Source organism: Paenibacillus cisolokensis (assembly GCF_050481165.1).
Classification (GTDB): domain Bacteria; phylum Bacillota; class Bacilli; order Paenibacillales; family Paenibacillaceae; genus Paenibacillus_AH; species Paenibacillus_AH cisolokensis.
Genome location: NZ_JBCNFP010000015.1, coordinates 57,031 through 78,293, shown reverse-complemented (window position 1 = coordinate 78,293; position 21,263 = coordinate 57,031). Strand labels below are relative to the sequence as shown.

Annotated in this window: 24 protein-coding genes; 3 read left to right on the top strand and 21 right to left on the bottom strand. The window is 56.8% G+C overall.

Annotation, left to right across the window (positions count from 1 at the left end; translation table 11 throughout):
- Positions 1 to 11 precede the first annotated feature (11 nt).
- The 13 genes from der to ABEV74_RS02505 all read right to left on the bottom strand — a co-directional run bounded on the left by der (position 12) and on the right by ABEV74_RS02505 (position 10,917).
- Positions 12 to 1,334 (bottom strand): ribosome biogenesis GTPase Der, encoded by a 1,323-nt coding sequence (der, locus tag ABEV74_RS02565; protein ID WP_062492741.1) that lies wholly within the window; start codon positions 1,332 to 1,334, stop codon positions 12 to 14.
- 102 nt (positions 1,335 to 1,436) lie between these two features.
- Positions 1,437 to 2,054, bottom strand: coding sequence for a YphA family membrane protein (locus tag ABEV74_RS02560; protein ID WP_430143226.1), 618 nt, complete (start codon positions 2,052 to 2,054; stop codon positions 1,437 to 1,439).
- Positions 2,055 to 2,168: 114 nt separating this feature from the next.
- Positions 2,169 to 3,386, bottom strand: coding sequence for a 30S ribosomal protein S1 (gene rpsA, locus ABEV74_RS02555; RefSeq protein WP_430143224.1), 1,218 nt, complete (start codon positions 3,384 to 3,386; stop codon positions 2,169 to 2,171).
- A 108-nt stretch (positions 3,387 to 3,494) separates the two neighbouring features.
- On the bottom strand, positions 3,495 to 4,070 hold the full coding sequence (locus ABEV74_RS02550; RefSeq protein ID WP_213526962.1) for a lysophospholipid acyltransferase family protein: 576 nt from the start codon (positions 4,068 to 4,070) through the stop codon (positions 3,495 to 3,497).
- A gap of 3 nt (positions 4,071 to 4,073) precedes the next feature.
- Positions 4,074 to 4,772, bottom strand: coding sequence for a (d)CMP kinase (gene cmk, locus ABEV74_RS02545; RefSeq protein ID WP_430143222.1), 699 nt, complete (start codon positions 4,770 to 4,772; stop codon positions 4,074 to 4,076).
- Between the two features lie 133 nt (positions 4,773 to 4,905).
- Complete coding sequence (locus ABEV74_RS02540) at positions 4,906 to 5,109, bottom strand: hypothetical protein (RefSeq protein WP_213526957.1); 204 nt, start codon at positions 5,107 to 5,109, stop codon at positions 4,906 to 4,908.
- A gap of 91 nt (positions 5,110 to 5,200) precedes the next feature.
- Entirely contained in the window at positions 5,201 to 5,866 is a 666-nt protein-coding gene (locus ABEV74_RS02535) for a flagellar brake protein (protein WP_430143220.1), read from the bottom strand.
- Positions 5,867 to 5,929: 63 nt separating this feature from the next.
- Positions 5,930 to 7,288, bottom strand: a complete 1,359-nt coding sequence (gene ypeB, locus ABEV74_RS02530) for a germination protein YpeB (RefSeq protein WP_430143218.1) — start codon at positions 7,286 to 7,288, stop codon at positions 5,930 to 5,932.
- Positions 7,289 to 7,392: 104 nt separating this feature from the next.
- Positions 7,393 to 7,533, bottom strand: coding sequence for a hypothetical protein (locus ABEV74_RS02525; protein WP_162492429.1), 141 nt, complete (start codon positions 7,531 to 7,533; stop codon positions 7,393 to 7,395).
- 86 nt (positions 7,534 to 7,619) lie between these two features.
- The gene (gene prsW, locus ABEV74_RS02520; RefSeq protein WP_213526951.1) at positions 7,620 to 8,315 is read right to left on the bottom strand and encodes a glutamic-type intramembrane protease PrsW; all 696 of its coding nucleotides are present in this window, start codon (positions 8,313 to 8,315) and stop codon (positions 7,620 to 7,622) included.
- A 33-nt stretch (positions 8,316 to 8,348) separates the two neighbouring features.
- Positions 8,349 to 9,602 (bottom strand): Glu/Leu/Phe/Val family dehydrogenase, encoded by a 1,254-nt coding sequence (locus ABEV74_RS02515; protein WP_430143216.1) that lies wholly within the window; start codon positions 9,600 to 9,602, stop codon positions 8,349 to 8,351.
- 138 nt (positions 9,603 to 9,740) lie between these two features.
- Positions 9,741 to 10,346 (bottom strand): genetic competence negative regulator, encoded by a 606-nt coding sequence (locus tag ABEV74_RS02510; RefSeq protein WP_062492731.1) that lies wholly within the window; start codon positions 10,344 to 10,346, stop codon positions 9,741 to 9,743.
- Between the two features lie 226 nt (positions 10,347 to 10,572).
- Entirely contained in the window at positions 10,573 to 10,917 is a 345-nt protein-coding gene (locus ABEV74_RS02505) for a hypothetical protein (protein ID WP_430143214.1), read from the bottom strand.
- A 187-nt stretch (positions 10,918 to 11,104) separates the two neighbouring features.
- On the opposite strand from ABEV74_RS02505, the gene ABEV74_RS02500 reads away from it, so the two are divergent.
- On the top strand, positions 11,105 to 11,902 hold the full coding sequence (locus ABEV74_RS02500; protein ID WP_430143212.1) for a polysaccharide deacetylase family protein: 798 nt from the start codon (positions 11,105 to 11,107) through the stop codon (positions 11,900 to 11,902).
- Here the strand turns inward: ABEV74_RS02500 and ABEV74_RS02495 are convergent.
- The 3 genes from ABEV74_RS02495 to ABEV74_RS02485 are packed head-to-tail and all read right to left on the bottom strand — an operon-like array spanning position 11,830 to position 13,559.
- Positions 11,830 to 12,714 carry a metallophosphoesterase gene (locus tag ABEV74_RS02495; RefSeq protein WP_430143210.1) on the bottom strand — a complete coding sequence of 295 codons (885 nt, stop codon included), beginning with the start codon at positions 12,712 to 12,714 and terminating at the stop codon, positions 11,830 to 11,832. The two genes, ABEV74_RS02500 and ABEV74_RS02495, sit on opposite strands and share 73 nt — an antisense overlap.
- Before the next feature lie 6 nt (positions 12,715 to 12,720).
- Complete coding sequence (locus tag ABEV74_RS02490) at positions 12,721 to 12,969, bottom strand: hypothetical protein (RefSeq protein ID WP_062492728.1); 249 nt, start codon at positions 12,967 to 12,969, stop codon at positions 12,721 to 12,723.
- On the bottom strand, positions 12,966 to 13,559 hold the full coding sequence (locus ABEV74_RS02485; RefSeq protein ID WP_430143208.1) for a CPBP family intramembrane glutamic endopeptidase: 594 nt from the start codon (positions 13,557 to 13,559) through the stop codon (positions 12,966 to 12,968). The genes ABEV74_RS02490 and ABEV74_RS02485 overlap by 4 nt, the downstream gene beginning before the upstream one ends.
- A gap of 61 nt (positions 13,560 to 13,620) precedes the next feature.
- On the opposite strand from ABEV74_RS02485, the gene ABEV74_RS02480 reads away from it, so the two are divergent.
- Positions 13,621 to 13,806 carry a hypothetical protein gene (locus ABEV74_RS02480; RefSeq protein WP_213526943.1) on the top strand — a complete coding sequence of 62 codons (186 nt, stop codon included), beginning with the start codon at positions 13,621 to 13,623 and terminating at the stop codon, positions 13,804 to 13,806.
- A 69-nt stretch (positions 13,807 to 13,875) separates the two neighbouring features.
- Here the strand turns inward: ABEV74_RS02480 and ABEV74_RS02475 are convergent, their stop codons facing one another.
- A complete protein-coding gene (locus tag ABEV74_RS02475; protein WP_062492725.1) occupies positions 13,876 to 14,202 on the bottom strand; it encodes a rhodanese-like domain-containing protein in 327 nt (108 codons plus the stop codon).
- A 220-nt stretch (positions 14,203 to 14,422) separates the two neighbouring features.
- Between ABEV74_RS02475 and serA the strand changes: the two genes are divergently transcribed.
- On the top strand, positions 14,423 to 16,015 hold the full coding sequence (serA, locus tag ABEV74_RS02470) for a phosphoglycerate dehydrogenase (protein WP_062492724.1): 1,593 nt from the start codon (positions 14,423 to 14,425) through the stop codon (positions 16,013 to 16,015).
- Between the two features lie 102 nt (positions 16,016 to 16,117).
- Here serA and ABEV74_RS02465 read toward each other — a convergent pair whose 3' ends face one another.
- Genes ABEV74_RS02465 through resB form a run of 4 tightly spaced genes read right to left on the bottom strand, consistent with a single transcriptional unit; the run spans position 16,118 to position 21,261 of the window.
- Complete coding sequence (locus tag ABEV74_RS02465) at positions 16,118 to 17,575, bottom strand: HAMP domain-containing sensor histidine kinase (protein ID WP_430143205.1); 1,458 nt, start codon at positions 17,573 to 17,575, stop codon at positions 16,118 to 16,120.
- Between the two features lie 3 nt (positions 17,576 to 17,578).
- Entirely contained in the window at positions 17,579 to 18,295 is a 717-nt protein-coding gene (locus ABEV74_RS02460; RefSeq protein ID WP_062496777.1) for a response regulator transcription factor, read from the bottom strand.
- A 51-nt stretch (positions 18,296 to 18,346) separates the two neighbouring features.
- Positions 18,347 to 19,606 carry a cytochrome c biogenesis protein CcsA gene (gene ccsA / locus ABEV74_RS02455; protein ID WP_062492722.1) on the bottom strand — a complete coding sequence of 420 codons (1,260 nt, stop codon included), beginning with the start codon at positions 19,604 to 19,606 and terminating at the stop codon, positions 18,347 to 18,349.
- Entirely contained in the window at positions 19,603 to 21,261 is a 1,659-nt protein-coding gene (gene resB / locus ABEV74_RS02450; RefSeq protein WP_430143202.1) for a cytochrome c biogenesis protein ResB, read from the bottom strand. Before resB ends, ccsA begins: the two co-directional genes overlap by 4 nt.
- Positions 21,262 to 21,263 lie beyond the last annotated feature (2 nt).

Below are 21,263 nucleotides of genomic sequence, written 5' to 3'. Positions count from 1 at the left end.
TGCTCCCTCTCCTAATCCTCGTCCGACTTGCGCCGGGTGAACAGCCTGATCGGTGTTCCTTCAAAATCAAACGCAGCCCGAATTTTGTTTTCCAGATAGCGTTCATAAGAAAAATGCATCAATTCGGGATCATTGACAAAAATGACGATCGTCGGGGGGCGAACGGCCACCTGGGTGACATAGTTGATGCGCAATCGCTTGCCTTTGTCGTACGGCGGCTGATTCATCGCCACCGCGTCGGCTACGACGTCGTTCAGCAGATGCGTCTGGATGCGCATCGCATGCTGCTCGGATACATGGTTGACGACCGGCAGCAGCTTGTGCAGCCGACTTTTCGTTTTGGCCGACAGAAAGACGATCGGCGCGTAAGTCATGAACTGGAAGTTGTCGCGGATGCTCTGCACGAAGTTTTGCATCGTCTTGTCGTCCTTCTCGACGACGTCCCATTTGTTGACGACAAAGACGGAAGCCTTGCCCGCTTCATGCGCATAACCGGCGATATGTTTGTCCTGCTCGATGATGCCTTCCTCGCCGTTAATCAGAATGAGGACGACGTCGGCCCGCTCAATCGCTTTCATCGCGCGCATGACGCTGTATTTCTCCGTCGTCTCGTAAACTTTGCCGCGCTTGCGCATGCCGGCCGTATCGATCAGCACGTAGCGCTGGCCGTCGCGCTCGAACGGCGTGTCGATCGCATCGCGAGTCGTACCCGCCACATCGCTGACGATGACCCGTTCCTCGCCGAGCAAAGCATTGACGAGCGACGACTTGCCGACGTTCGGCCGCCCGATCAGCGCAACCCGTATGACATCCTCGTCGTATTCGTCCTCTTTCATTTCCGGCAATTTCTCAATCACGGCATCGAGCAAATCGCCGATGCCGGTTCCGTGAGAGCCGGAAATGGCTATCGGCTGGCCGAACCCGAGGCTGTAAAATTCATAAATATCGTCCATTCGACCGATATTATCTACTTTGTTAACTGCGACAACGACCGGCTTCCGGGAACGGTACAGCATTTGCGCCACTTCGTCGTCGGCATTCGTTAGTCCCGACTTGGCATCGACCATGAAGATAATGACATCCGCTTCTTCTATGGCCAGCTCGGCCTGCATGCGGACCGACTTCATGATCTCGTCTTCCCCGTCGATCTCGATTCCGCCGGTGTCGATGATGCTGAACGTTTTGCCGCTCCACTCCCCGGAGCCGTAAATCCGGTCTCTTGTCACGCCGGGCTTGTCTTCCACAATTGCAAGCCGGTCGCCGATAATCCGGTTAAAAATCGTGGATTTGCCTACGTTCGGACGTCCGACGATGGCAATAACGGGTCTTGCCATAGTTTCACTCCTTCAAAAATACTCACGCTATCCATCATAGCAAAAAAGAACGTTCTTGGCTAACATTTCATTTTGTCGAACCAGGGCTCCGTCATCGGGGGATTAACTCTGTTTTTTTCTGCGAAAAACATGCGCAAGCGGATTAGCGGCGGCGGAGCGGATCAGCATGTATAAGACGCTGCAGCCTCTTGCCGAGGCGAAGCTTATCCAGAACGCGTCCCACCAAGCCCACGAGCCGGGCGCGGCGCCGGCGGCCCGTTCATGCAGAATGAAAGGCAACGATTCCGCCGTCAGTGCGCTGAACGCAACGAGCCCAAACTGGCTCGCCGGGCGAAACGTAAAGGCGGCGGCGAGCACGCCGGCGGCAATGGGAGCATCCCAGCGCGGATCGAGAAAGACAAATACCGGATCGGACGCATAGCATGCCCGAATGCCGTACCAGATGAGCGCGATCAGTCCCGATTCCGTCAGCAGCAAGCCGGTCTGCAGCCGGTCATCGGCCCGCCGCATGCCGGCGATCGCGGCCGCCAGAAGACAGCATGCGCTGGCGCTGACCGGCACGCCGAAGACGGAGAAGGCGACCGGTTGCGCAAGCAGACAGAGGACCGCCCATCCCACGATAACCCGGAGCCGTCCTTCCGCCACAATCTCTTTCCAGCCTGTCGTCATCAGAATGGCAAATATGGATAGGAGCCAAAGGGAAAGAAAACCGGCATTCATTCTGCATCACCCCTGATGCCCCTATTATATCCGGCAGGAACGCGGCTATCCGCAAAAAAACAGACGATCCGGCAAAGGATCGTCTGTTTTTCGTATCCGTTGGGGGCAGGCCGATTATTTCAGCTTGCTCAATTTGTCCCCGAATTTCTCGCCGAGCGTGAAGCTCATGCTTTGATTGCTGAGGCTTACGTTCGGATTGCTCAAATCTTCTTTCGGTGCGCGCGATTTTTCTTGCCGCGCGGGCTGCTCCGGCGCTTCTTCCGTTTCTTTGATGCTCAGGCTGACGCGCTTGTCGGACGGGTTGAAGTCAAGAATTTTGGCGGTAACTTCCTGTCCTTCCTTCAACACTTCAAACGGTGTCGCAATATGGCGATGCGAGATTTGGGATATGTGAACGAGACCTTCGACGCCGGGCGCAATTTCGACAAATGCGCCGAAGCTTACGATGCGGCGTACCGTACCCGTTACGATGTCGCCGGTTTTAAATTTGTCGGCTGCCGTTTCCCACGGTCCCGGCTGAGCGGCTTTCATGCTCAGGCTGATCTTGCCTGCCGCAGGATCGACTTTCAGCACTTTCACTTTAACCGTTTGTCCTTCCGAAACGACATCCTTCGGATGCGCGACATGCTGCCAGGAAATTTCCGATACGTGCACGAGTCCGTCGATGCCGCCGATATCGACGAACGCTCCGAACGGAGTCAGGCGTTGAACTGTACCTTCGATTTCTTGACCGACTTCCAGCGATTCCATAATCCGCTGCTTGTTTGCCTCGAACTCTTCGTCGAGCACTTCTTTGCGGGAAAGAATCACCTTGTTGTTCTCCCGGTCGATTTCCTTGATTTTCACCAGGAAACTGCGGCCTTTGTAGTCGCTGAAGTCTTCTACAAAATGGCGCTCGACCATCGAAGCCGGGATAAATCCGCGCACGCCTACGTCAACGACAAGACCGCCTTTGACAACGTCCGCGACGGTAACTTCCAGCGCTTCGCCCTTTTCATAAAGGGTTTGCAGCTTATCCCATGCCTTCTCGCTGTCGATCTGGCGCTTCGACAGGACGAGGCGCTCCTTGTCGTCGTCGATGCTGACGACTTTCAGCTCCAGCTCCTGGCCGACTTCGACGACACCGACGGCGGAATCCTGATGTACAGCGGACAGTTCCCGCAGCGGAACGATGCCGTCATATTTATATCCAAGGCTCACTGTCACTTGGTTGTCTTCAACTTTGACGACCGTTCCTTTCACGGTGTCGCCTTTCTTCAAAGAAACGAAATTGTCCATCGCTTCCTGGCTCATTTCGGCCGCGGAGTCCTGGGTTTTGATTTCTTCTGACATTGAAATAACCTCCTCAGTTCATACACCCAACTTTATTTAAACCTGCAGCAGCGTGGTATTAACACGGCGGCAGCATTTAAAACGGCAGTCAAATCCATAATATGATGGCTAGACGCTGTTGCGCAATTGCCGAATTTGCGACATGATCGCTTCCGTTACGCGTTCGAGCACGTCGGGGGAATCGTCATGTAAAAACGGCGTCAAATCGATCGGCTTTCCGTAAATGACATACATTTTCCGGAACAGCTTGTAGCGGCCGGCGATCGCGACGGGAACGACTTGCGCCCCGCTGCGCAAAGCGATCATGGCCGTGCCTTTCTTCGCGGAGCCCGACTCGTTGTTGCGCGTTCCTTCCGGAAAGATGCCCAGCGTGCCGCCATTCTGGAGCAGCGAGATGGCCGAACGGATCGCTTCCTTGCTGACCCCTCCGCGCTTGACGGGGAATGCCCCGAGCTTCTTCAGCAGCCCTCCGACAAAAGGAATCTCGAACAATTCCGCCTTCGCCATAAAGCTGACTTTGCGCGGCACCCAAATGCCGATCGTCGGCGGATCGAAGTTGCTGATATGGTTGGAAGCCAGAATGACCGGACCGTGCGCCGGAATATTTTCGAGACCGCGCGCTTCAAGCCTGAACAGCGCGCCGTACAGCGCGCGAAGCAGCAAGCGGCTTACCCGATACAACATAGCTTATTTCGCCTCCGCCAATTTGGTTCGGCTCAGGCTGACGATAGCCGAGCATACTTCTTCGATCGTCATGGCGGTACTGTCCATCACGACGGCATCGGAGGCGCAGACGAGCGGCGATACGTCCCGTTCCCGGTCCATCCGGTCCCGTTCCTCGATCTCCCGTTCCAGCTGCTCGAGCGACACCCCTTGAGCGTCGCCGATTTCACGGTACCGACGCAGCGCGCGTTCCGAAGCGCTTGCGGTCAGAAACACTTTCAGCTCCGCATCGGGGAGCACATGCGAACCGATATCCCGTCCGTCCATGACGACGCCTTTGCGATCCGCCAGCCTCCGCTGCTTCTCCGCCAGCAATCGGCGCACCGCTCCGTTTGCCGCCACCTGCGAGACATTTTGCGTAACTTCGCGCGAGCGAATCTCCTCGGTCACGTCTTCGCCGTTCAATAGCACCTTCTGGCCCTGTTCCCCGGGCAGCAGCCGGATGTCGAGCGAGGCGGCGTGGGAGGCGATTTCCGGGCCGTCGAGCGGATCGATCCCCGATCTCAAAGCGCTCAGCGTGACGGCGCGGTACATGGCGCCGGTATCGATGTAAACATAGCCGAGCTGTTCGGCGACCTTGCGCGCAACGGTGCTTTTGCCGGCCCCTGCCGGACCGTCGATAGCAATATTGATCCGTTCGCGGCCGCCGTCTTGTTGCATCATGAACCGCTTAACCCCCTCCGACTTGGAAGCCGCGAATAGCGCGGCGCAAACCTTTCAAGAAAAAAGCAGGCACTGCCTGCGAACGTGAAAATTATACCACAGATAGGACAGAGATGCAAAGAAAGAAGGATGGTTAACGGGAGGATATCCCTTCCATCCGGTCGACGCCTGTCGCCCAAAATCTGAAGCCGGCCGATTGCAGCGCAAGCTGGGACAGAACCATGAGCAGCAGCAGCACGATGACGATATTGCGCAGCCAGCGGCTCACCTCGTCCGACAGCTCGCCCGGCCGCCGGCCGCGTTTCGGTTTGCGGTTTGACGGCAACTTGATTTTCATCGGAAACCACCTTCTGCAATCATTTTGGGGTAGTTTCCCCTCACCGCCTCCGATTTATTCCTTTATTTTCCGATTTTGCCGAAACGGCCGATCAGCCGGACAGCCCCTTCTCCTTTCGGTGCAGCTCGACTTGCCGCTCCAAGCAGAACCGGATGACGATCTGCCTTTCGCTGTCGGTTATTTCCGCATACTTCAACATGACCCGTTTGCGCGCATCTCCTTCTTCGACGCGAGCGACTTCCGCGCGAAAGCGGACATGCTCAATCGCGCCGCTGCGGAAAGGAACGAGCAGCCAGCAATCCAGCGCATCCCCTTCCGCGACGGAACGGCCCGATTCGCAAACGAAAGAAATTCCGCCGCCGCTCACATCTCTCGTCATCGCGAGGAAGCGCTCGTTTCCGCGCCTGACCGCAAGCTCCAATTCGGCCGGCACGCGCAAATAGTTCCTGCGCTGGATTCGCGTTATCGCGTCGGGAGACGGCTTGCGAATCCGGACAAGCCTGACCGCATCGTCCCGAAATCCGAGCACAGTCGTAGCGAAATCATATTTCACGCCTTCTTTCGTCACGTAGGAGACGGACAATTCGTCGCCCGGACGAAGCGGTCTGAATCGTTTGCTTCCCCCTCGCAGCGGCAATTCAATAAACAGCGCATCCGCGCTCTCGTCGGCGACGCGGGTTTTATATTCCTCAAGCTCTACTTCCCCGTCGGGAGAAATGATCCGGAAGTATACGATCTGATTAACTTTCGGCAACAAAATGGCTCCCCCTTCCACATGCCATTCATTATAGCATGTCGGAATATGGGGGAGCCATATCGTTTATCGCGCGGACGCCGCTGTCCTGCCGCCTTCGGGCAATTGTTCGACCGCTTCCTCGATGCCGGAATCGGCATTGATGAACACGCGGTAGTAGCCTCCGTTGATGCGGCCTTCGTACTCGTAGCAGAGCACTTCGTCGCCCATTTCGTTCGTAATGAGCGATTTCCGGTTGATTACGACCTTGAAACCGGGGTTGAGCGCCTTGCGCGCTTCGGCTTCGCTCATTTTCGGCTTGGGCAGCTTTCGCTTGTGATGCTCGTACACGAAATCCGCCGCCTGCAGCGATACCGGCTCGCCGTTGTCGAGCGCCACCTTGACGGTCAGCTTCTCGGGATAGAGGAGCACCCCGTTCTGGGTTGCGACATAGGTGAACGTCCCCGAATCTCCGTAGTCGTCGTAATTGACGGCAACCATGTCGGGATAGTCATGCTTTTCGAGAAACTCGTCGGCATTGGCTCTCGCTTCCTTCAAATCGATCTGCTTTTTGCCGATTTCGCGAGGATTGAAGTAGCTGATCAGCTGGCCTCCCCTGCGGGTGTATTCCAACTGCACCAGGTTGCCCGCGGCGGATTCGCCGGCCATGGCGGTGTACGACTCGTATTCGGTTCCTTTGGCATTTTCGACGACGCGCACGACATCTGCCGGAACGCCGAGAAATTTGGCCGCTTTCTGCCGGATCTCTTCGGGAGTCGCATTGCCGCCGCTCAACATGTTGACCGTTCGGCGCTGGTACATCATGCTGACGGAAGGTCCCCAATTGATCTCCGGATAATCGCCGACCTTCTTGTCCACGCTGCGGAAGCCGTCGATCAGCGTATTGTCCGTGGCGGCGCGTTCCTGCGCCAGCGCGGACTCGACATCCATCCAGCGCAAGCTGTTGGAGATGACTTTTTGCTGCATGGCTCGCAAATCCTTCGAGATCTCCTTGGACGAATCGTACAAAGCTTTCAGCGTCTTGAATTCATCGTCCGTCAACGGTTGCTTCGTCAAATCGCGCACAGCCGTTTTATATGAAAAATTGGCGATCCGGGAAAGGAACTCTTCCGTTTTGTTAAACGGAAGCAAATTGAGCGGCAGCTGATTGACCTCGTTCTGCGCTTCGCTCGTCAGCCGCCACACATTGATCAGACCTTTCCGGTGGAAGCCTTGCGAATTGGCGCTGACGGCCAACGTATTGCCAAGCTGCTTGTGGAGCGCTTCGACATGGTAGCTCAAATCGTGGAATGCCCGCTGGTACTGATTTTCCGCTCGAATGAGAATCGAGTTTTTCTCCTGGTGCTCCTGGTATCCCCAATATATCGATCCGATGAACAGCAGGGTCATAACCGGAAACAGCACGGCGCTTAGTCGCTTATACATTGCAAAAGCTCCTTTCTTGTGCAATACCTGGTGTTAGTTTGGTTTGCGCAAGGGAGCTTTATGCATAAAACGATATGCTTTTGTCATGCGGCGCGGCGCCGTCGTCACCGCTCCTCTTCGATTTCGAAATCGCTCGTATTGTTGCACAGACACTGCTTGAAGCCGGTATCGATCCGCCCCTTTTCGCGCCGGCCTCTCAGCGTAAATTTTTCGCCGCATACGTTGCAGCGTATTCTAACCTTCACTCTTGCGCCATCCATTAACGCGATCCTTCCTTTCCAGTTCGAATGCTCGATTCTTTGCATCTTTATGAAAAGTATGGACGGAACGTTTACTGTTTAATCTCTTCTTCCCGGATGAGGAGCCGGAAAGGGGAATTGGCGTTGGCCTTTTTCATTTTGGCCAATCCGACCATCCAGAGCACGGCCATCAGCGGAGCGATGAGCACGATCCAGTACGTCTTGACGACCATCATAATATAGTCGTAAAGGCCATGCCACGACAGCGGGACGGCGAGCGACATGAGCAAATAAATACGGCTTCGCGAAACGGGCGCGAATTTGGCTTTCCCCAAATAATAGCCCATGGCGATGCCGAACAGCGCATGTCCGGAAACGGGGAGCAGGGCGCGCATGACGATCGAACCGAACGTGACCGGCTGGAAAATGACGAACAGCACATTTTCGAGCGTGGCGAACCCGAGCGATATGGAGGCGGCATAGACGATGCCGTCGTACGGTTCGTCAAATTCGGTATGATTGTAAATAATGTGATACAGGACGAACCACTTGAACAATTCCTCGACTCCGGCCGAAACGGCGAAGGAGAAGAAGAGCGGGTTGTCCCCGAGCCACAGCAGCAAGCCCCGCTGTATGACCATAATCGGCAGCACCAGCAGCATGCCGACCAGAAACATGCGCGCGACCATATGAATCGGCTCGGCATCGTACCGGTCTTTCAAATAAAGGTAAGTGAGCAGAGAAAGACCCGGCGCGATGGCCGCTGCCAGTACAGAAAACAATAGCATTATGGTCTATCTCCCCTCCTTGATCGCCTTACGCTAGACCCAGCCGCGGAAACGGACGGCCTCGGCCATCTTCCGTACGCCTACCATATAGGCAGCAAGACGCATATCGACGCCCCGCGTCTCATGAACTTCGTATACTTGCTGAAAGCCGCGAAGCAGCATCTTCTTCAGCTTGGTATCGACTTCTTCTTCCGACCAGTAATACCCCTGGTTGTTCTGAACCCATTCAAAATAAGAGACGATAACGCCGCCCGCGCTCGCGAGCACGTCCGGTACGAGCAGAATGCCCCGGTCGGTCAAAATGCGGGTCGCCTCAAGCGTCGTCGGGCCGTTGGCCGCCTCGACGACGATTTTCGCTTTCAGCTTCGGGGCGTTGACGCTCGTAATCTGGTTTTCGATCGCAGCCGGTACGAGAACGTCGCATTCCAGCTCCAGCAACTCTTCATTCGTTATCGTATTTTCGAACAGATTCGTTACGGAGCCGAATGAATCGCGGCGGTCCAGCAAATAGTCGATATCCAGACCTTCTTTATTATACAATGCGCCGTTCACGTCGGAAATGCCGATCACCTTCGCCCCGGCGTCGTTCATAAATTTGGCAAGGTAGCTGCCCGCATTGCCGAATCCCTGGATCACGACGCGAGCCTCCTGCAGCGGAATGCCCTTCGTACGCAAAGCTTCTTCGATCATGACGGCGACGCCCCGCGCGGTAGCCGTTTCCCTTCCGTGGGAGCCGCCAAGCACGATCGGCTTCCCCGTAATAAACCCGGGCGAATCGAATTCCCGGATTCGGCTGTACTCGTCCAGCATCCAGGCCATAATCTGGGAATTGGTCATCACGTCGGGAGCCGGAATGTCCTTCGTCGGGCCGACGATCTGGCTGATGGCGCGCACGTAGCCGCGGCTCAGCCGTTCGAGCTCGCGGAACGACATTTTGCGCGGATCGCATATGACCCCGCCTTTGCCTCCGCCATATGGCAGATCGGCGATGCCGCATTTCAGGCTCATCCAGATCGAGAGAGCCTTGACTTCGTCCTCGTTGACATCCGGATGGAAGCGGACGCCGCCTTTGGTCGGGCCGACCGCATCGTTATGCTGCGCCCGGTAGCCGGTAAACACTTTCGTCGTGCCGTCGTCCATGCGGACGGGAATCCGGACTGTCAGCATCCGGATCGGCTCCTGCAGCAGCGCGATCATCTCATCCCCGTAGCCGAGCTTGCGCAGCGCCTGTTCGATGACGATCTGGGTCGAGCGAAGAACATTGTTCGCATCAGGTTGTCCGTTCATTGCGAAGACCACCGCCTTGTTAAATGGTAATATGATCGAATAAGAATCATCATATGCGCGAATAGGCATAGCGGCACTCAAAATAAAAGCATCGTGCAGGCGGGAGGCGCCTGCAGATGCTCACGAATCGGCACGCAATTAAGAAGCGAAATATTCGCAAATATGTTCGACCGCGCCGGAAGGAATGATGACTTTTCCATATTCTTCCAGCATAGCGGACGTAATCGATGTCGCTTCCCCGTACTCCGCAAGCAGCGCGATAACTGCCGGGAACCGGTCGGATTCGGTGAGCGAAGGCTCGATCGACAGCACCCACGCTCCCTTGTACGCATACAGCCGTCCGTCTTCGGTCAGTTTTGCCCGCTTCAGCTCGCGGCAAACCGAGATGACGTCCTCGAAATCCCGGAACGCGTAAGTGGCGACGTCGCTCTGCTCGAGCGTCACTTCCATTTCATATACGTCATCTTCCGTATCTTCGTCGTCGGCAGAGCGCGCCCCGTTCATTTTGCCGCGGGTAACGATCACGACCATGCCTTGAGCGGGAAGGGCGTAAACTTCGACCGCCAGCGGACCGCTGGCTTCGAATCCGAGTTCACTGTATGCCTGGTCCATCATCTCGCTGAACAAATCGTGGACCTTCGGAATTTCTCGCCACAAATCTTCCTTCTGGATCCCTCGTTCCAGCAGGTCGTCGAACGTCAGGAATATCCGGATTTGGTCTTGACTTAGCCGTTCGATTTTCATGACAGGATCCCCTCCTCTGCCGCATCAGTTATAACAGCGTATGATAGAGTAAATAATGTGTGATCAATTCGTGCTATAATCCTATGTTACCATGTATGTCCCGCAAATGCACGACCTGCGGGCAAAATCATAGGACAAAAAAAGAAGCGCCGTTCCGTAAGCCGGGACGCTCCCGGCGGATGAACGGCGAACCTGTCTTCAACTGATTTCCGAAATGAAAATAAATTCAGTGCGGAGGCGCTTCTTGCCGCGTTTCCCCGTGTACCGCCGCATCCGCCACGATCTTCTCCGCTTCCGCCATCGCGTCCCGGTCCCGTTCGAGCAGCGAGCTGATTTGCCGCCAAGCGCCTGCGCCACTGTCTGCGGATACGGCGGCGGAACCTCTTGCGGTCGATGCGTTCCCTTTCTTCTCCGACAACTTCCGGGAAAGCAAGGCCCCTTCTCCGATAACCGCTCCGGCTACGCTTGCCGCGCGCAGCGCCCGCCTGAGTAATCCCGGCTGCCTGCGGGACATGTACCCGGCTGCGAAAGCGCCCGCCAATGCGCCGAGCGCGAAAGTTCTCCATTTCATGCGAATCCCTCCTCGTATAGCATTTCCCTGTTATTGTGACCGTCCGGCTCACCGGTCATTCCGCCGGCAAGCAACAAAAACAGGAAACGGCCCGCTGGGACAAACCGGAACTCATAGTTGCGCCAGACGATGCGAACACTAGGAACGGCATACAGGAAAAGTTTGCAAGGAAAGAGAGGGATATTCCTTGATACGGAAGAGCGCCATCGCCCTGTTGACGGCAGCCGTGGCGTTCGCGGCGGTTACCGTAAACTTCCGTCATCCGTGCGCGATGGCCGCAAGCGGACAGCCCGCTTCGGCGATCGACAGCAAGCGCCCGGGACCGCAATACCGGCTGACGAGTTCGTACCGGCTGAAGCCGATCGGCAATTCCGCGGACGGCAAAGCCGTCCTGCTGACCTTCGATGACGGGCCGAAAGACGAGAGCATGATTCGCGAGCTGCTGCGCATTCTGGACAAGCACGGCGCCAAAGCGATATTTTTCGTCAACGGTTACCGCGCCAAGCGGCATCCGGAATTGATCGGACTCCTTCATGCGCGCGGGCAAACGATCGGCAATCATGCCTGGGACCATCTCGATCTAAGCAAAGCAAGCGAGGCGGAGGCGGACAGGCAGATCGCCGAAGTGCAGCGGCTCATCGGGGAATTGACCGGCAAAGCGCCGAGATTTTTCCGGCCGCCGTTCGGCGCCGGAGGAGAACGGATCAAGCGGCTGGCGAAACGGCGCGGATTGCTCTATATGACGTGGTCGATCGGTTCGCTCGATTGGGAGAAGCGAAACCGGAACAAGCCCGAACGCGTCGTGCGAAACGTCATGGACCAGCTGTATCCGGGTGCGAACATTTTGATGCATGAGCTTCCCTGGACGGTTGAGGCGCTCGATACGCTGCTCACGAGGCTGGAAGAGGCAGGCTACGGCTTCATCGATCCGTCCGGGATTGATACCGGAGCGACGGATGCGGCCGAACGCAGCACGAACAGATGAGTTTGCGCCGGAGCGAGCAGCCGCAGCGGCATTTTGGAGGTGCCGAAGCCGCAGCTGACAAACAGCAGCGGACGTATGCCATCCGCCCGGCAAGCCGGGAGGCTGAACCATCCGCGGCGGAATTGCACGACGCTGGCCGAACGGAGCAGCGGCCCGAGCAGCGGCAGCACGATTTGTCCGCCATGCGTATGGCCGGATAAAATGAGATCGACTCGCCCGCCGTCAAGGCGCGTCGCAATGGAAGGATCGTGAGCGACGAGCAGCGTGAACGGCTCTGCGCGGTTATCCGCCGTTCCTGCCGCCGACGGAGCGAGCGCCTCGTGCAGCCGGTCCCTCCGGGTCCGGGGATCGTCGACCCCGGCCAGCCGGACGGCGCTGCCGTCGGGCTGCTCCAGCACGACATGCTCGTTGACAAGCATCCGCACCCCTTCTTCCCGCAGCATCACTTCCAGCTCCCGCGCATCGTCGTCGTAATCATGATTGCCGTACACGGCATATACCGGCGCGATGCGAAACAGCGTCCGGATATTGTCACGGGTTCGCGACAGCGGCACCCGTTTTTCCCTAAGGTCTCCGCCGACGAGCACCAGATCGGCCCCGCCCGCTTGCCGGCACGCTTCGACCAGCCGACTCGGCACGACACGGCGATGGATGTCGGAGATAAAGAACAGGCGAAGACCGTCGAACGACCGGGGCAGCCGTTCCAGCGCCAGTTCTTCCCGTTCCACCGTTACGCGCCTCGCTTCCGCATGCATCCACGCTCCGGCTCCGAGCGCGCCGAGCGCCGCCAACAGTCCCAATGCGGTCATCATCCCCTGTTACCGCCCTTCCGTACGGGCCGGCAGCGGCTCGGAGTCCGCCAAGCTGCCTCCCCACCAGATCAATCCGGCTACTAGAATCAAGAACAACACGAACAATGTATTATAAAACCATTTCGCCATTTGCTGCTTGTTGGAAGGATGCTTCGTCCGGCGCGGCGGAAGTCCCCCTTCGTGCCATGCGCCATCCGAAGGCATTCGTTCCGTCCCGCGCCTTTTGCGGGTTCCGAACTTTTCTACCCTGCTCATGATTCCCTCCGGTAGCGAATGATGAGTCCCATTACGGCATCGATCAGAAAATGCGCCATAATAGGCGCCCAGAGCGTTCCGGTCCGGATATAAATCCAGCCGAGACCGTAGCTGATCGAGAATACGAGTCCCGTCGGGATCCAGTGGCGCAAATAGCGGACATGAATGGCCGCAAAGATGATACTCGTCCAGTAAGGTCCGAACGAATGCTGGATCGCGCCCCTGAACAGCATTTCCTCGCAGACAGCCACGATGAACGACATCAGGATAATGTGCCAGAGCGGCCGATTCCGGAACAACCGCTCGTTGACCCCGCCATCGTCCGACGCCTCGTCAGGCACCCACCACGATATGAGCAAATCCGCCGCGATCACGGCGGCCGCAAAGCCGGCGCCCCACAACAACACGATCGCATCATCAAAAAATTGCAACAGGTTCAGAGGATTCCGGCCCTGAAAAAAGATCCATATTAAGCCGATAATAAGAGTAATGGCCTGTGTGGCATATAAGTTGATGAGCAGCAGACGGTCGTCAAGATCGTCGACAGACACTTTGCGAATCCGAATGTTGCGGATGTCGAATTTTTTCATAGCTTCCCGCCTGTTCGAAGTATTCCAACATGATAAATCCTCATAAATAAAGGAGAACGGTATGAACAAACGACAGAAACGCTCCGAATTGGTCTACGCCCTTGGTTTCTTGCTGATGCTGATCGCTTTGGTCGGCGCATTTCTGTACGGCGTCAAGGTCGGCGCGGATAAAACGGAAGAGCGGCTAAAGCCCGCGCCCGCCAATGCCGCCGTCCGTTCCGTACCGGCGTCCGATAACGGCAGCTAAACCGTCCTCTTTCTATCATACTTTATTTTTGCCTTGAGGTGAATTTCCGACCTGTAGCGGCGGCTTTCGTCAATCGTACGCGAATCCTCTTAACGCGGCGACGGCCGCCATTCCGCCGCTGACGTTGCGCAGGTCGCGGAAGCCTTGCTGCGCCAAATACCGGCACGCGGCGACGCTGCGGATGCCGTGCGCGCAGATGATATACAGCGGCTTGTCTTCCGGCAGCTCACCAAGCCGGGCCGGCAGTTCGGCGAGCGGGATCAGTACGGACGGCTCGAGATGATAGTATTCGTATTCGAACGGCTCCCTCACATCGATAATCTGGTCGGAACCGACCGTTCCGTTATCCAGCTCGGCAAGGAACGTCCCGGGCTCCACATTGCACCAGCCTGTCATGGCGCTTCTCTCCTTTCCGCATGGCTAGAATATAACGAAAAAATAGACATTGATCAAGTTTGAGCATTGCATTTGGCCGATATCTTGCTTACAATAATAAACGTTAACGGGGTGTACGGCCCTATGATCGACAGAGTCAAGGGATATCGAATAGCAGGCGCGCCTTGCGGGGCGCGCATATTCGTTTACCGTATATTTTGAATGGGAGGCACACTAGGAAATGTACAAAGTTTTGGTTTCGGACCCGATCAGCGATCACGGTATCCAGCAGCTTGCCGATTCGCCCGACGTCACCGTGGACAAGAAGACGGGATTGAGCGAAGACGAGCTGGTCGCGATTATCGGCGAATATGACGCGCTGCTCGTACGCAGCCAGACTCGCGTTACGGCGCGCGTCATGGAAGCCGGCAAACGGCTCAAAGTCGTCGGCCGGGCCGGTGTCGGCGTGGACAATATCGATTTGAACGCCGCCACCGAGCGCGGCATTATCGTCATTAACGCGCCGGACGGCAATACGATTACGACATGCGAGCACACCTTCGCGATGATGATGGCGCTCGCCCGCCATATTCCGCAAGCCTATATGAAAACGGTCAGCGGCGAATGGGACCGCAAATCGTTTCTCGGCGTCGAGCTTCGCAACAAAGTGCTGGGCGTGCTCGGCATGGGCCGCATCGGCAGCGAGGTGGCCAAGCGGGCGAAAGCTTTCGGCATGGACATTCTTGCCTACGATCCCTTCCTGACCGAGGAGCGCGCCGACAAACTGGGCGTTAAGCCGTCCAGCGTCGAAGATATCGTCCGGAACGCCGATTTTATAACCGTGCATACGCCGCTTACGCCGGAAACGCGCCACATGATTTCGCGCCCGCAATTTGAAATCATGAAAAAAGGAATGCGCATCATCAACTGCGCGCGCGGCGGCATCATCGACGAGCAGGCGCTCGTGGAAGCGATCGACCAGGGCATCGTGGCCGGCGCCGCCTTCGACGTATTCGAATCGGAGCCGCCCGCTCCGGACCATCCGTTTTTGAAGCATCCGAAAATTATCGTTACGCCCCATCTCGGCGCCTCGACGATAGAAGCGCAAGAGAACGTGGCGATCGACGTATCGGAGCAGGTGCTTCATATTTTGCGGAACGAGCCGTTCAACAATGCCGTCAACATGCCGCCGATTCCGGCGAACGTGCTGAATATTTTGCAGCCTTACTTCAGTGTCGGCGAGAAGCTCGGCAGCTTTATCGCCCAGTTGACCGAAGGGCCCGTCCAGGAAATCGTCATCGGATATTCCGGCGATCTGGCCGAAGTGGACACGCAGCCGCTAACCCGCTACATCGTGCGCGGCGTGCTGTCGCATCATCTCGGATCGGAGCAGGTCAACATCGTCAATTCGATGCATCTGGCCAAAGAGCGCGGCGTCAAAATCGTTACGCAAAAATCCCATACGGCGAAAGACTTCACCAATCTCGTCACCGTTACGCTGCGGACGAAAAACGAAGAGCGGCTCGTCGCCGGAACGACGCTGACCGGGTACGGCCCCCGCATCGTGCAGATCGACAAATTTACGGTCGATGTCGCGCCGGAAGGCCATCTTATTCTCGTCTCCCATAACGACAAGCCGGGCATTATCGGCCGCGTCGGCACCATTCTCGGCAACAACGACGTCAACATCGCCACGATGCAGGTCGGCCGCAAGCTTGTCGGCGGCGCCGCCATTATGGTGTTGACCGTGGACAAAGCGGTGCCCAAAGACGTGCTGGCGCAAATATCCGAGCTACCGGAGCTTAACAATGCGAAAGAAATTATGCTGCCTTGAGCCTGCTGTCGATATTTGCAGCAAAACGGCCTGTCCGGAAGGACAGGCCGTTATTGTTTCACGATGAACAAGAATAGTCTTCCGTTTTCTACAAATAAGCGCTCATTCCGCCGCATTTCCGGATAACCCGCGGTGAAGTTCGACAGGAAGAAGGATCGTAAACGTCGTTCCTTGTCCGACGACGCTTTCCGCCTCGATGCGGCCTTTATGCGCTTCGATAATGCTGCTGACGATGGCAAGGCCGAGTCCCGTTCCTACGGAGCCCGCCCGCTTGCGGGCTTTGTCCGCCTTGTAGAACCGTTCGAAAATATAAGGCAGGTCCTCCGCGGGAATGCCTTGCCCCTGGTCTTTTACCTGAATTTGCACGCAAGGCGCGCCGTCGACGGTTTTGCGGCTGCCGCTAATCGCAATTTCGGCCCCCGGGGGCGTATGGCGCAGCGCGTTGTCGAGCAGATTGGTCAGCACCTGCTCCAGCCGGTCCTCGTCGGCCGCTTTCAGCTCGAGCGGTTCGTCGGGCAGCCGGCTGACAAGACGGATGTCCTGCTCCTTGGCGATCACCTGGAATTTGCGCAGCACCCGCTTGATAATGGTTCCGGTTTCAACCGGCCGCAGGTTCAGCTCCAGACGCCCTTCTTCCATCTTCGCCAAATCGAGCAAATCTTTGACGAGACGCCCCATGCGCAGCGATTCGTCGTGAATGACCTGAACGAGCTCCTTCCGCTCCTCAGGCGACGACACGATATCGTCCAGGAGCGCTTCGCTGTAACCCTGCAGCATGGAGAGCGGCGTTCTCAGCTCATGCGATACGTTGGCGACAAAATCGCGGCGCAGCTTCTCCGACTTATGCTCTTTCGTTACGTTGCGCATGACCGCCACCGCTCCCCGCACCGTATGATCCGATGTTAACGGGGCCATGACGACCGACCAGACCGAGTTGCGGATGTGAAGCTTGTCGTTCATATCCCGCCCTTCGCGCACGACCTTGCGAAACAGCTCCTGAAGCGGAACCGGCACCTCGCCCGGAGGGACGTTCTCCCCCATTTCTTCGGACCATACCGTTCCGTTCCATTCGTGAATGACCTGCTGGCCAGGCGGATTGGCAAGCATAACCCGGCCGTCGGCATCGAACGTGACGACGGCATCCGCCATACTGCGCAGCACGCTGGCCAGATGGTCCCGTTCATGGTGCAAATCCTGGATCAGCTTCTCCAGCTCGCGGGCCATATGGTTGAGCGTATGCGCGAGCTGCCCGATTTCGTCGGTAGAGCGGCTGTGCACCCGCGTGCGGTAATCCCCGCGCGCGATCTGTTCCGCCGCCTTGATCATCTGCAGCAGCGGCTGCGTAATTTTGGTCGACAGGAAAAACGCGAAAAACGTGGACAGCAAAAAACCGATAATCGCCGTAATGACGAACAATACTTTTATGTCATGCGAATTGGATTGGGTAAACGCGATATCGACATACTGCAGCAGAAACATGCCGAGAATGACCAGCACGACCGCCACGAGCAGTATGATCGTCATCCACAGCTTGCCGACGACGCTTCTCCACAGCTTCATCGGTTACTTCGGCACCTCGAGCTTGTACCCGACGCCCCATACGGTCGTAATCATCGCGGCCGCTTCCGGCGAAACTTTGTTCAGCTTCTCGCGGAGTCGCTTGACATGCGTGTCGACGGTCCGCAAGTCGCCGAAAAACTCATAGTTCCACACGTCCCTGAGCAGTTCCTCGCGCGAAAACACCTTGTCCGGCGATATGGCCAAATAATGAAGCAGCTCGTACTCCTTGGGCGTCAGACTGACCTCGTGGCCGCCGGCCGTCACCCGGTGGGCGTCATGCTCGATGACAAGGTGAGGAAACACGATATTGTTGCTTGTACCCGCGTCCTTCGTCAGGAAAGCGGTCGCGGAGGAGCGGCGCAGCACCGCCTTTACGCGGTAAATGACTTCGCGCGGGCTGAACGGCTTGACGACATAATCGTCCGCCCCCACCTCGAAGCCTTGAACCCGGTTCATCTCTTCGCCTTTTGCGGTCAGCATGATGACCGGCGTCGCCTTTACCTGCCGGAGTCTGGAGCATACTTCGATGCCGTCGATTCCGGGCAGCATGACGTCGAGCAGGATGAGATCGTAATCGCTGGCCGTCGCCATGCGAAGCGCCGTCTCCCCGTCTTCCGCCTCCTCGATACGGTACCCTTCTTTCTCCAGATACATCTTCAGCAAACGGCGAATCCTTTCCTCATCGTCAACGACGAGAATGAGCTGATTCTGTTCTGCCATGGACATCGTACATACTCCTCCCTGTCATCGTCTTCGTTTGCGGCCGGCACGCTAAACACCCGCATAGGAATGGAGTCCGGCAATAATCAGATTGACGCCGATCAGCGTAAACATCACGATCAGAAAACCGATAACCGAAAGCCACGACGATCGCAAGCCGTGCCATCCCCGGGAAAGGCGCAAATGGAGATACGCGCTGTAAAACAGCCAGGTGATAAGCGCCCACACTTCTTTCGGATCCCAGCCCCAGAACCGGGACCACGCGATATTCGCCCAGATCATGGCGAAGATGAGAGCCCCGAGCGTAAAGACGGGAAACCCGATCGCGATCGCGCGATAGCTGATTTCGTCCAGATCGTCGGGATCGATCCCTTCCATCAGCGGATGAATGACCGCTCCGAGCGGCTTTCGGAACAGAAGACGGAGCAGTCCGTACAGCAGCGTGCCGTTGATGACCGACCAGATCACCGTGTTCAGCTTGCGTCCGGCATTGACGCCGTTCATCCAATATGGCGCTTCGCCGATCGGTTCCTCGATGCCGAGGAACGGCTGCACGAGCACCGCTTCACTGTTGTAGGGTTTCACAATCGGCGGCAGCGAATACTCGACCGTTTCCGTAATCGTCTGCTCCGCGCCCCGTTCGTCGACAGTCGGGATCTGCTGGGTAAAGGAGGCATGGTATCCCATTCCGCGAAACGCAAAAACCGTAACGATAAAGGCGATCACGACGACGAGCACATACAGCGTAAACTCAATCCACCACTGCGCCCGCCGGGCGTTTTTCGTTTCGCTGTCGAAGTCGGTGACCCTAAGCAGATACATGAGACCGGCCGCGAAGCCTACCGCGAAAAACGCTTCGCCGAGGGCGGCGGTCGTAACGTGAATCTTCAGCCATATCGAATTGAGCGCCGGGATGAGCGGCTGCACCTCTTGCGGGAATACCGACGCATAGGCAACGATAATGATAGTCAGCGGCAGCGTAAACATGCCGAGCAGCGGATTGCGGTAAATCGCGTAAATGACGGTAAAGGCCAGCATAATCGCCATGCCGAGAAACGTCATAAATTCATACATGTTGCTCGTCGGAATCTGTCCGGAGCCGTACCATCTGCTGAAGAAAAACAGAAGGTGGGCGGCAAGCCCCAGCGTCGACACCGTAAAGGCGATCCGGCCCCATCGTTTCAGATGGCGCTCCGGATCGCGGTTGCTCCATTTCTTCCCTGCGATGGCCACGACATAAAACAAGAACGCGAAACAATATAGAAAGAAGGCGACGATAAAAGCATCGCTGCTGAATTCCACCCAATTCATGCTTTGTTCCCCCCGTTATCGAGCGACTTCGGCTCTACCTGTATGCCCATTTTCCCGAGCGCCCAAGCGACGTCCGCGCGCATACCGTACCAGTTTTTGTTCGTATGGGCGCCGAGCGACAGCCTGCCGTCGTCGATGCGCAGCCATATTCTCCGATGATGCCAGTAGGAACCCATCAACAACCCGATCATCGAGATGGCGGCGCCTACCCAGACATAGGGCATCGCCTTGTCCACCCGGACATTCAGTTGCGTCGTATACTGGGAAAACGTAACATCTTCCATGCTCCGGACTTTGATTTCAAAACGTTCGGCCATTTCCCGGTTGATCTTGTCCTGGCCGAACGCAACCTTGTCCTTCTGCAGGGGGAAATACATATACGGTTCTCCGCCTTCCGGCAGTCCGGGACCTTTGATCATAAAGATGAAGGCCGGAGCGTTCGGTTCCCTCGACAGCGTCGTCGGTTCGCCGTTTTTGTCCAATGCGAATTCCATATATTTGGCTTTCAGTTCCAGCGTATACGGCCCGAGCTCGTATTTCAACTCCGGATCGGTCATCGGCAGGTCGAATGGTCCGTACGTTTCGCCGGACCGCTTGTCCACCAGCACCGGCCGGACGGCTTGCAGCCTCGGCCTGTCGTCGTAATTGAACTGGTACAGCTTCAGACCTTCGTACTCAAGCGGGTCGTTCACGATAATATCGTGGCGCTTCACTTCCTTCAGAACCGGCTCCCGCGTCGGATCGCCGCATCCTTCCGTGCAAACATAGAGCACGGCTTTCGTTTCGTACAGCTTGGCCCGCAGCGAGCCTTTCAGCTTTTCCGGAAGTTCCTCGTCACGATAATATTCGACGGTAAACTTCTCGTTTTTCACATAATAATTCGTGCCTTCGATTTGAACCGTTTGCCCTTCCGGTATCGTCACGTACGTATCCATCTGCCAGCCGGGAATGCTTCGGGCCAGCACCGCAAGCAAAAACACGATGAGACCGATATGGTTGACGTACGGCCCCCAACGGCTGAAACGGTTTTTCTCGGCAAGCAGCGCCGTCCCGTCCGTTACGACCCGATAGCGCTTGCGTTTCAGGTGAGCGCCGAAATCGGCAACCCATTTTTCCGGATCGCCGTCAATCGTCGTGTCGAACGCCGTCTTTTGCCGGCGTATAAATTGCAGATGCTTCCGGACCTGCTGCTTGCTGAGCGCCCTGTAAAGCGGCAGCACGCGGTCGAGACTGCAAATGACGAGCGATGTGCCGATCGCCACGAGCAGACCGATAAACCACCAGGACTCGTAAGTACGGGAAAGGCCGAGCATATAATAGATTTTGCCCGGCAATCCGTAGGTTTGCTCGTAATAGACGGACGGATCGATGTTGATGAACGAGTTTTCCTGCGGATAGATCGTGCCGAGCATCGCGCCGACAAGCGTAAGGACAATCATCCAGACGGCAACCTTGACCGAGGAAAAAAAGTTCCAAATGCGGTCGATAAAGTTCGGATTCGCCTTCTGCGACCGGCGGGCCATGCCGTCGTACCTCATCTCGAGCGGCGCGTCGCTCCCGGCCGCCTCCTCCGCAAGCGGCTTTCCGCACGATTCGCACAGTACGGTGGCCGCCGGGTTTTGATGACCGCACTCACATTTGGTATTTTGAAACAAAA

Bases quoted from the DNA above. Each gene is read 5' to 3' on its own strand.
- ABEV74_RS02485 (WP_430143208.1), bottom strand. From the start codon at position 13,559: ATGAAAAAATTCGACATCCGCAACATTCGGATTCGCAAAGTGTCTGTC.
- prsW (WP_213526951.1), bottom strand. From the start codon at position 8,315: ATGCTATTGTTTTCTGTACTGGCAGCGGCCATCGCGCCGGGTCTTTCT.
- ABEV74_RS02505 (WP_430143214.1), bottom strand. From the start codon at position 10,917: ATGAAATGGAGAACTTTCGCGCTCGGCGCATTGGCGGGCGCTTTCGCA.
- ABEV74_RS02460 (WP_062496777.1), bottom strand. From the start codon at position 18,295: ATGGCAGAACAGAATCAGCTCATTCTCGTCGTTGACGATGAGGAAAGG.
- ABEV74_RS02510 (WP_062492731.1), bottom strand. From the start codon at position 10,346: ATGAAAATCGAACGGCTAAGTCAAGACCAAATCCGGATATTCCTGACG.
- ABEV74_RS02560 (WP_430143226.1), bottom strand. From the start codon at position 2,054: ATGAATGCCGGTTTTCTTTCCCTTTGGCTCCTATCCATATTTGCCATT.
- ABEV74_RS02495 (WP_430143210.1), bottom strand. From the start codon at position 12,714: ATGATGACCGCATTGGGACTGTTGGCGGCGCTCGGCGCGCTCGGAGCC.
- ABEV74_RS02480 (WP_213526943.1), top strand. From the start codon at position 13,621: ATGAACAAACGACAGAAACGCTCCGAATTGGTCTACGCCCTTGGTTTC.
- ABEV74_RS02550 (WP_213526962.1), bottom strand. From the start codon at position 4,070: ATGTTGTATCGGGTAAGCCGCTTGCTGCTTCGCGCGCTGTACGGCGCG.
- ABEV74_RS02465 (WP_430143205.1), bottom strand. From the start codon at position 17,575: ATGAAGCTGTGGAGAAGCGTCGTCGGCAAGCTGTGGATGACGATCATA.
- ypeB (WP_430143218.1), bottom strand. From the start codon at position 7,288: ATGTATAAGCGACTAAGCGCCGTGCTGTTTCCGGTTATGACCCTGCTG.
- ABEV74_RS02515 (WP_430143216.1), bottom strand. From the start codon at position 9,602: ATGAACGGACAACCTGATGCGAACAATGTTCTTCGCTCGACCCAGATC.
- ABEV74_RS02540 (WP_213526957.1), bottom strand. From the start codon at position 5,109: ATGAAAATCAAGTTGCCGTCAAACCGCAAACCGAAACGCGGCCGGCGG.
- serA (WP_062492724.1), top strand. From the start codon at position 14,423: ATGTACAAAGTTTTGGTTTCGGACCCGATCAGCGATCACGGTATCCAG.
- ccsA (WP_062492722.1), bottom strand. From the start codon at position 19,606: ATGAATTGGGTGGAATTCAGCAGCGATGCTTTTATCGTCGCCTTCTTT.
- ABEV74_RS02490 (WP_062492728.1), bottom strand. From the start codon at position 12,969: ATGAGCAGGGTAGAAAAGTTCGGAACCCGCAAAAGGCGCGGGACGGAA.
- rpsA (WP_430143224.1), bottom strand. From the start codon at position 3,386: ATGTCAGAAGAAATCAAAACCCAGGACTCCGCGGCCGAAATGAGCCAG.
- ABEV74_RS02475 (WP_062492725.1), bottom strand. From the start codon at position 14,202: ATGACAGGCTGGTGCAATGTGGAGCCCGGGACGTTCCTTGCCGAGCTG.
- cmk (WP_430143222.1), bottom strand. From the start codon at position 4,772: ATGATGCAACAAGACGGCGGCCGCGAACGGATCAATATTGCTATCGAC.
- der (WP_062492741.1), bottom strand. From the start codon at position 1,334: ATGGCAAGACCCGTTATTGCCATCGTCGGACGTCCGAACGTAGGCAAA.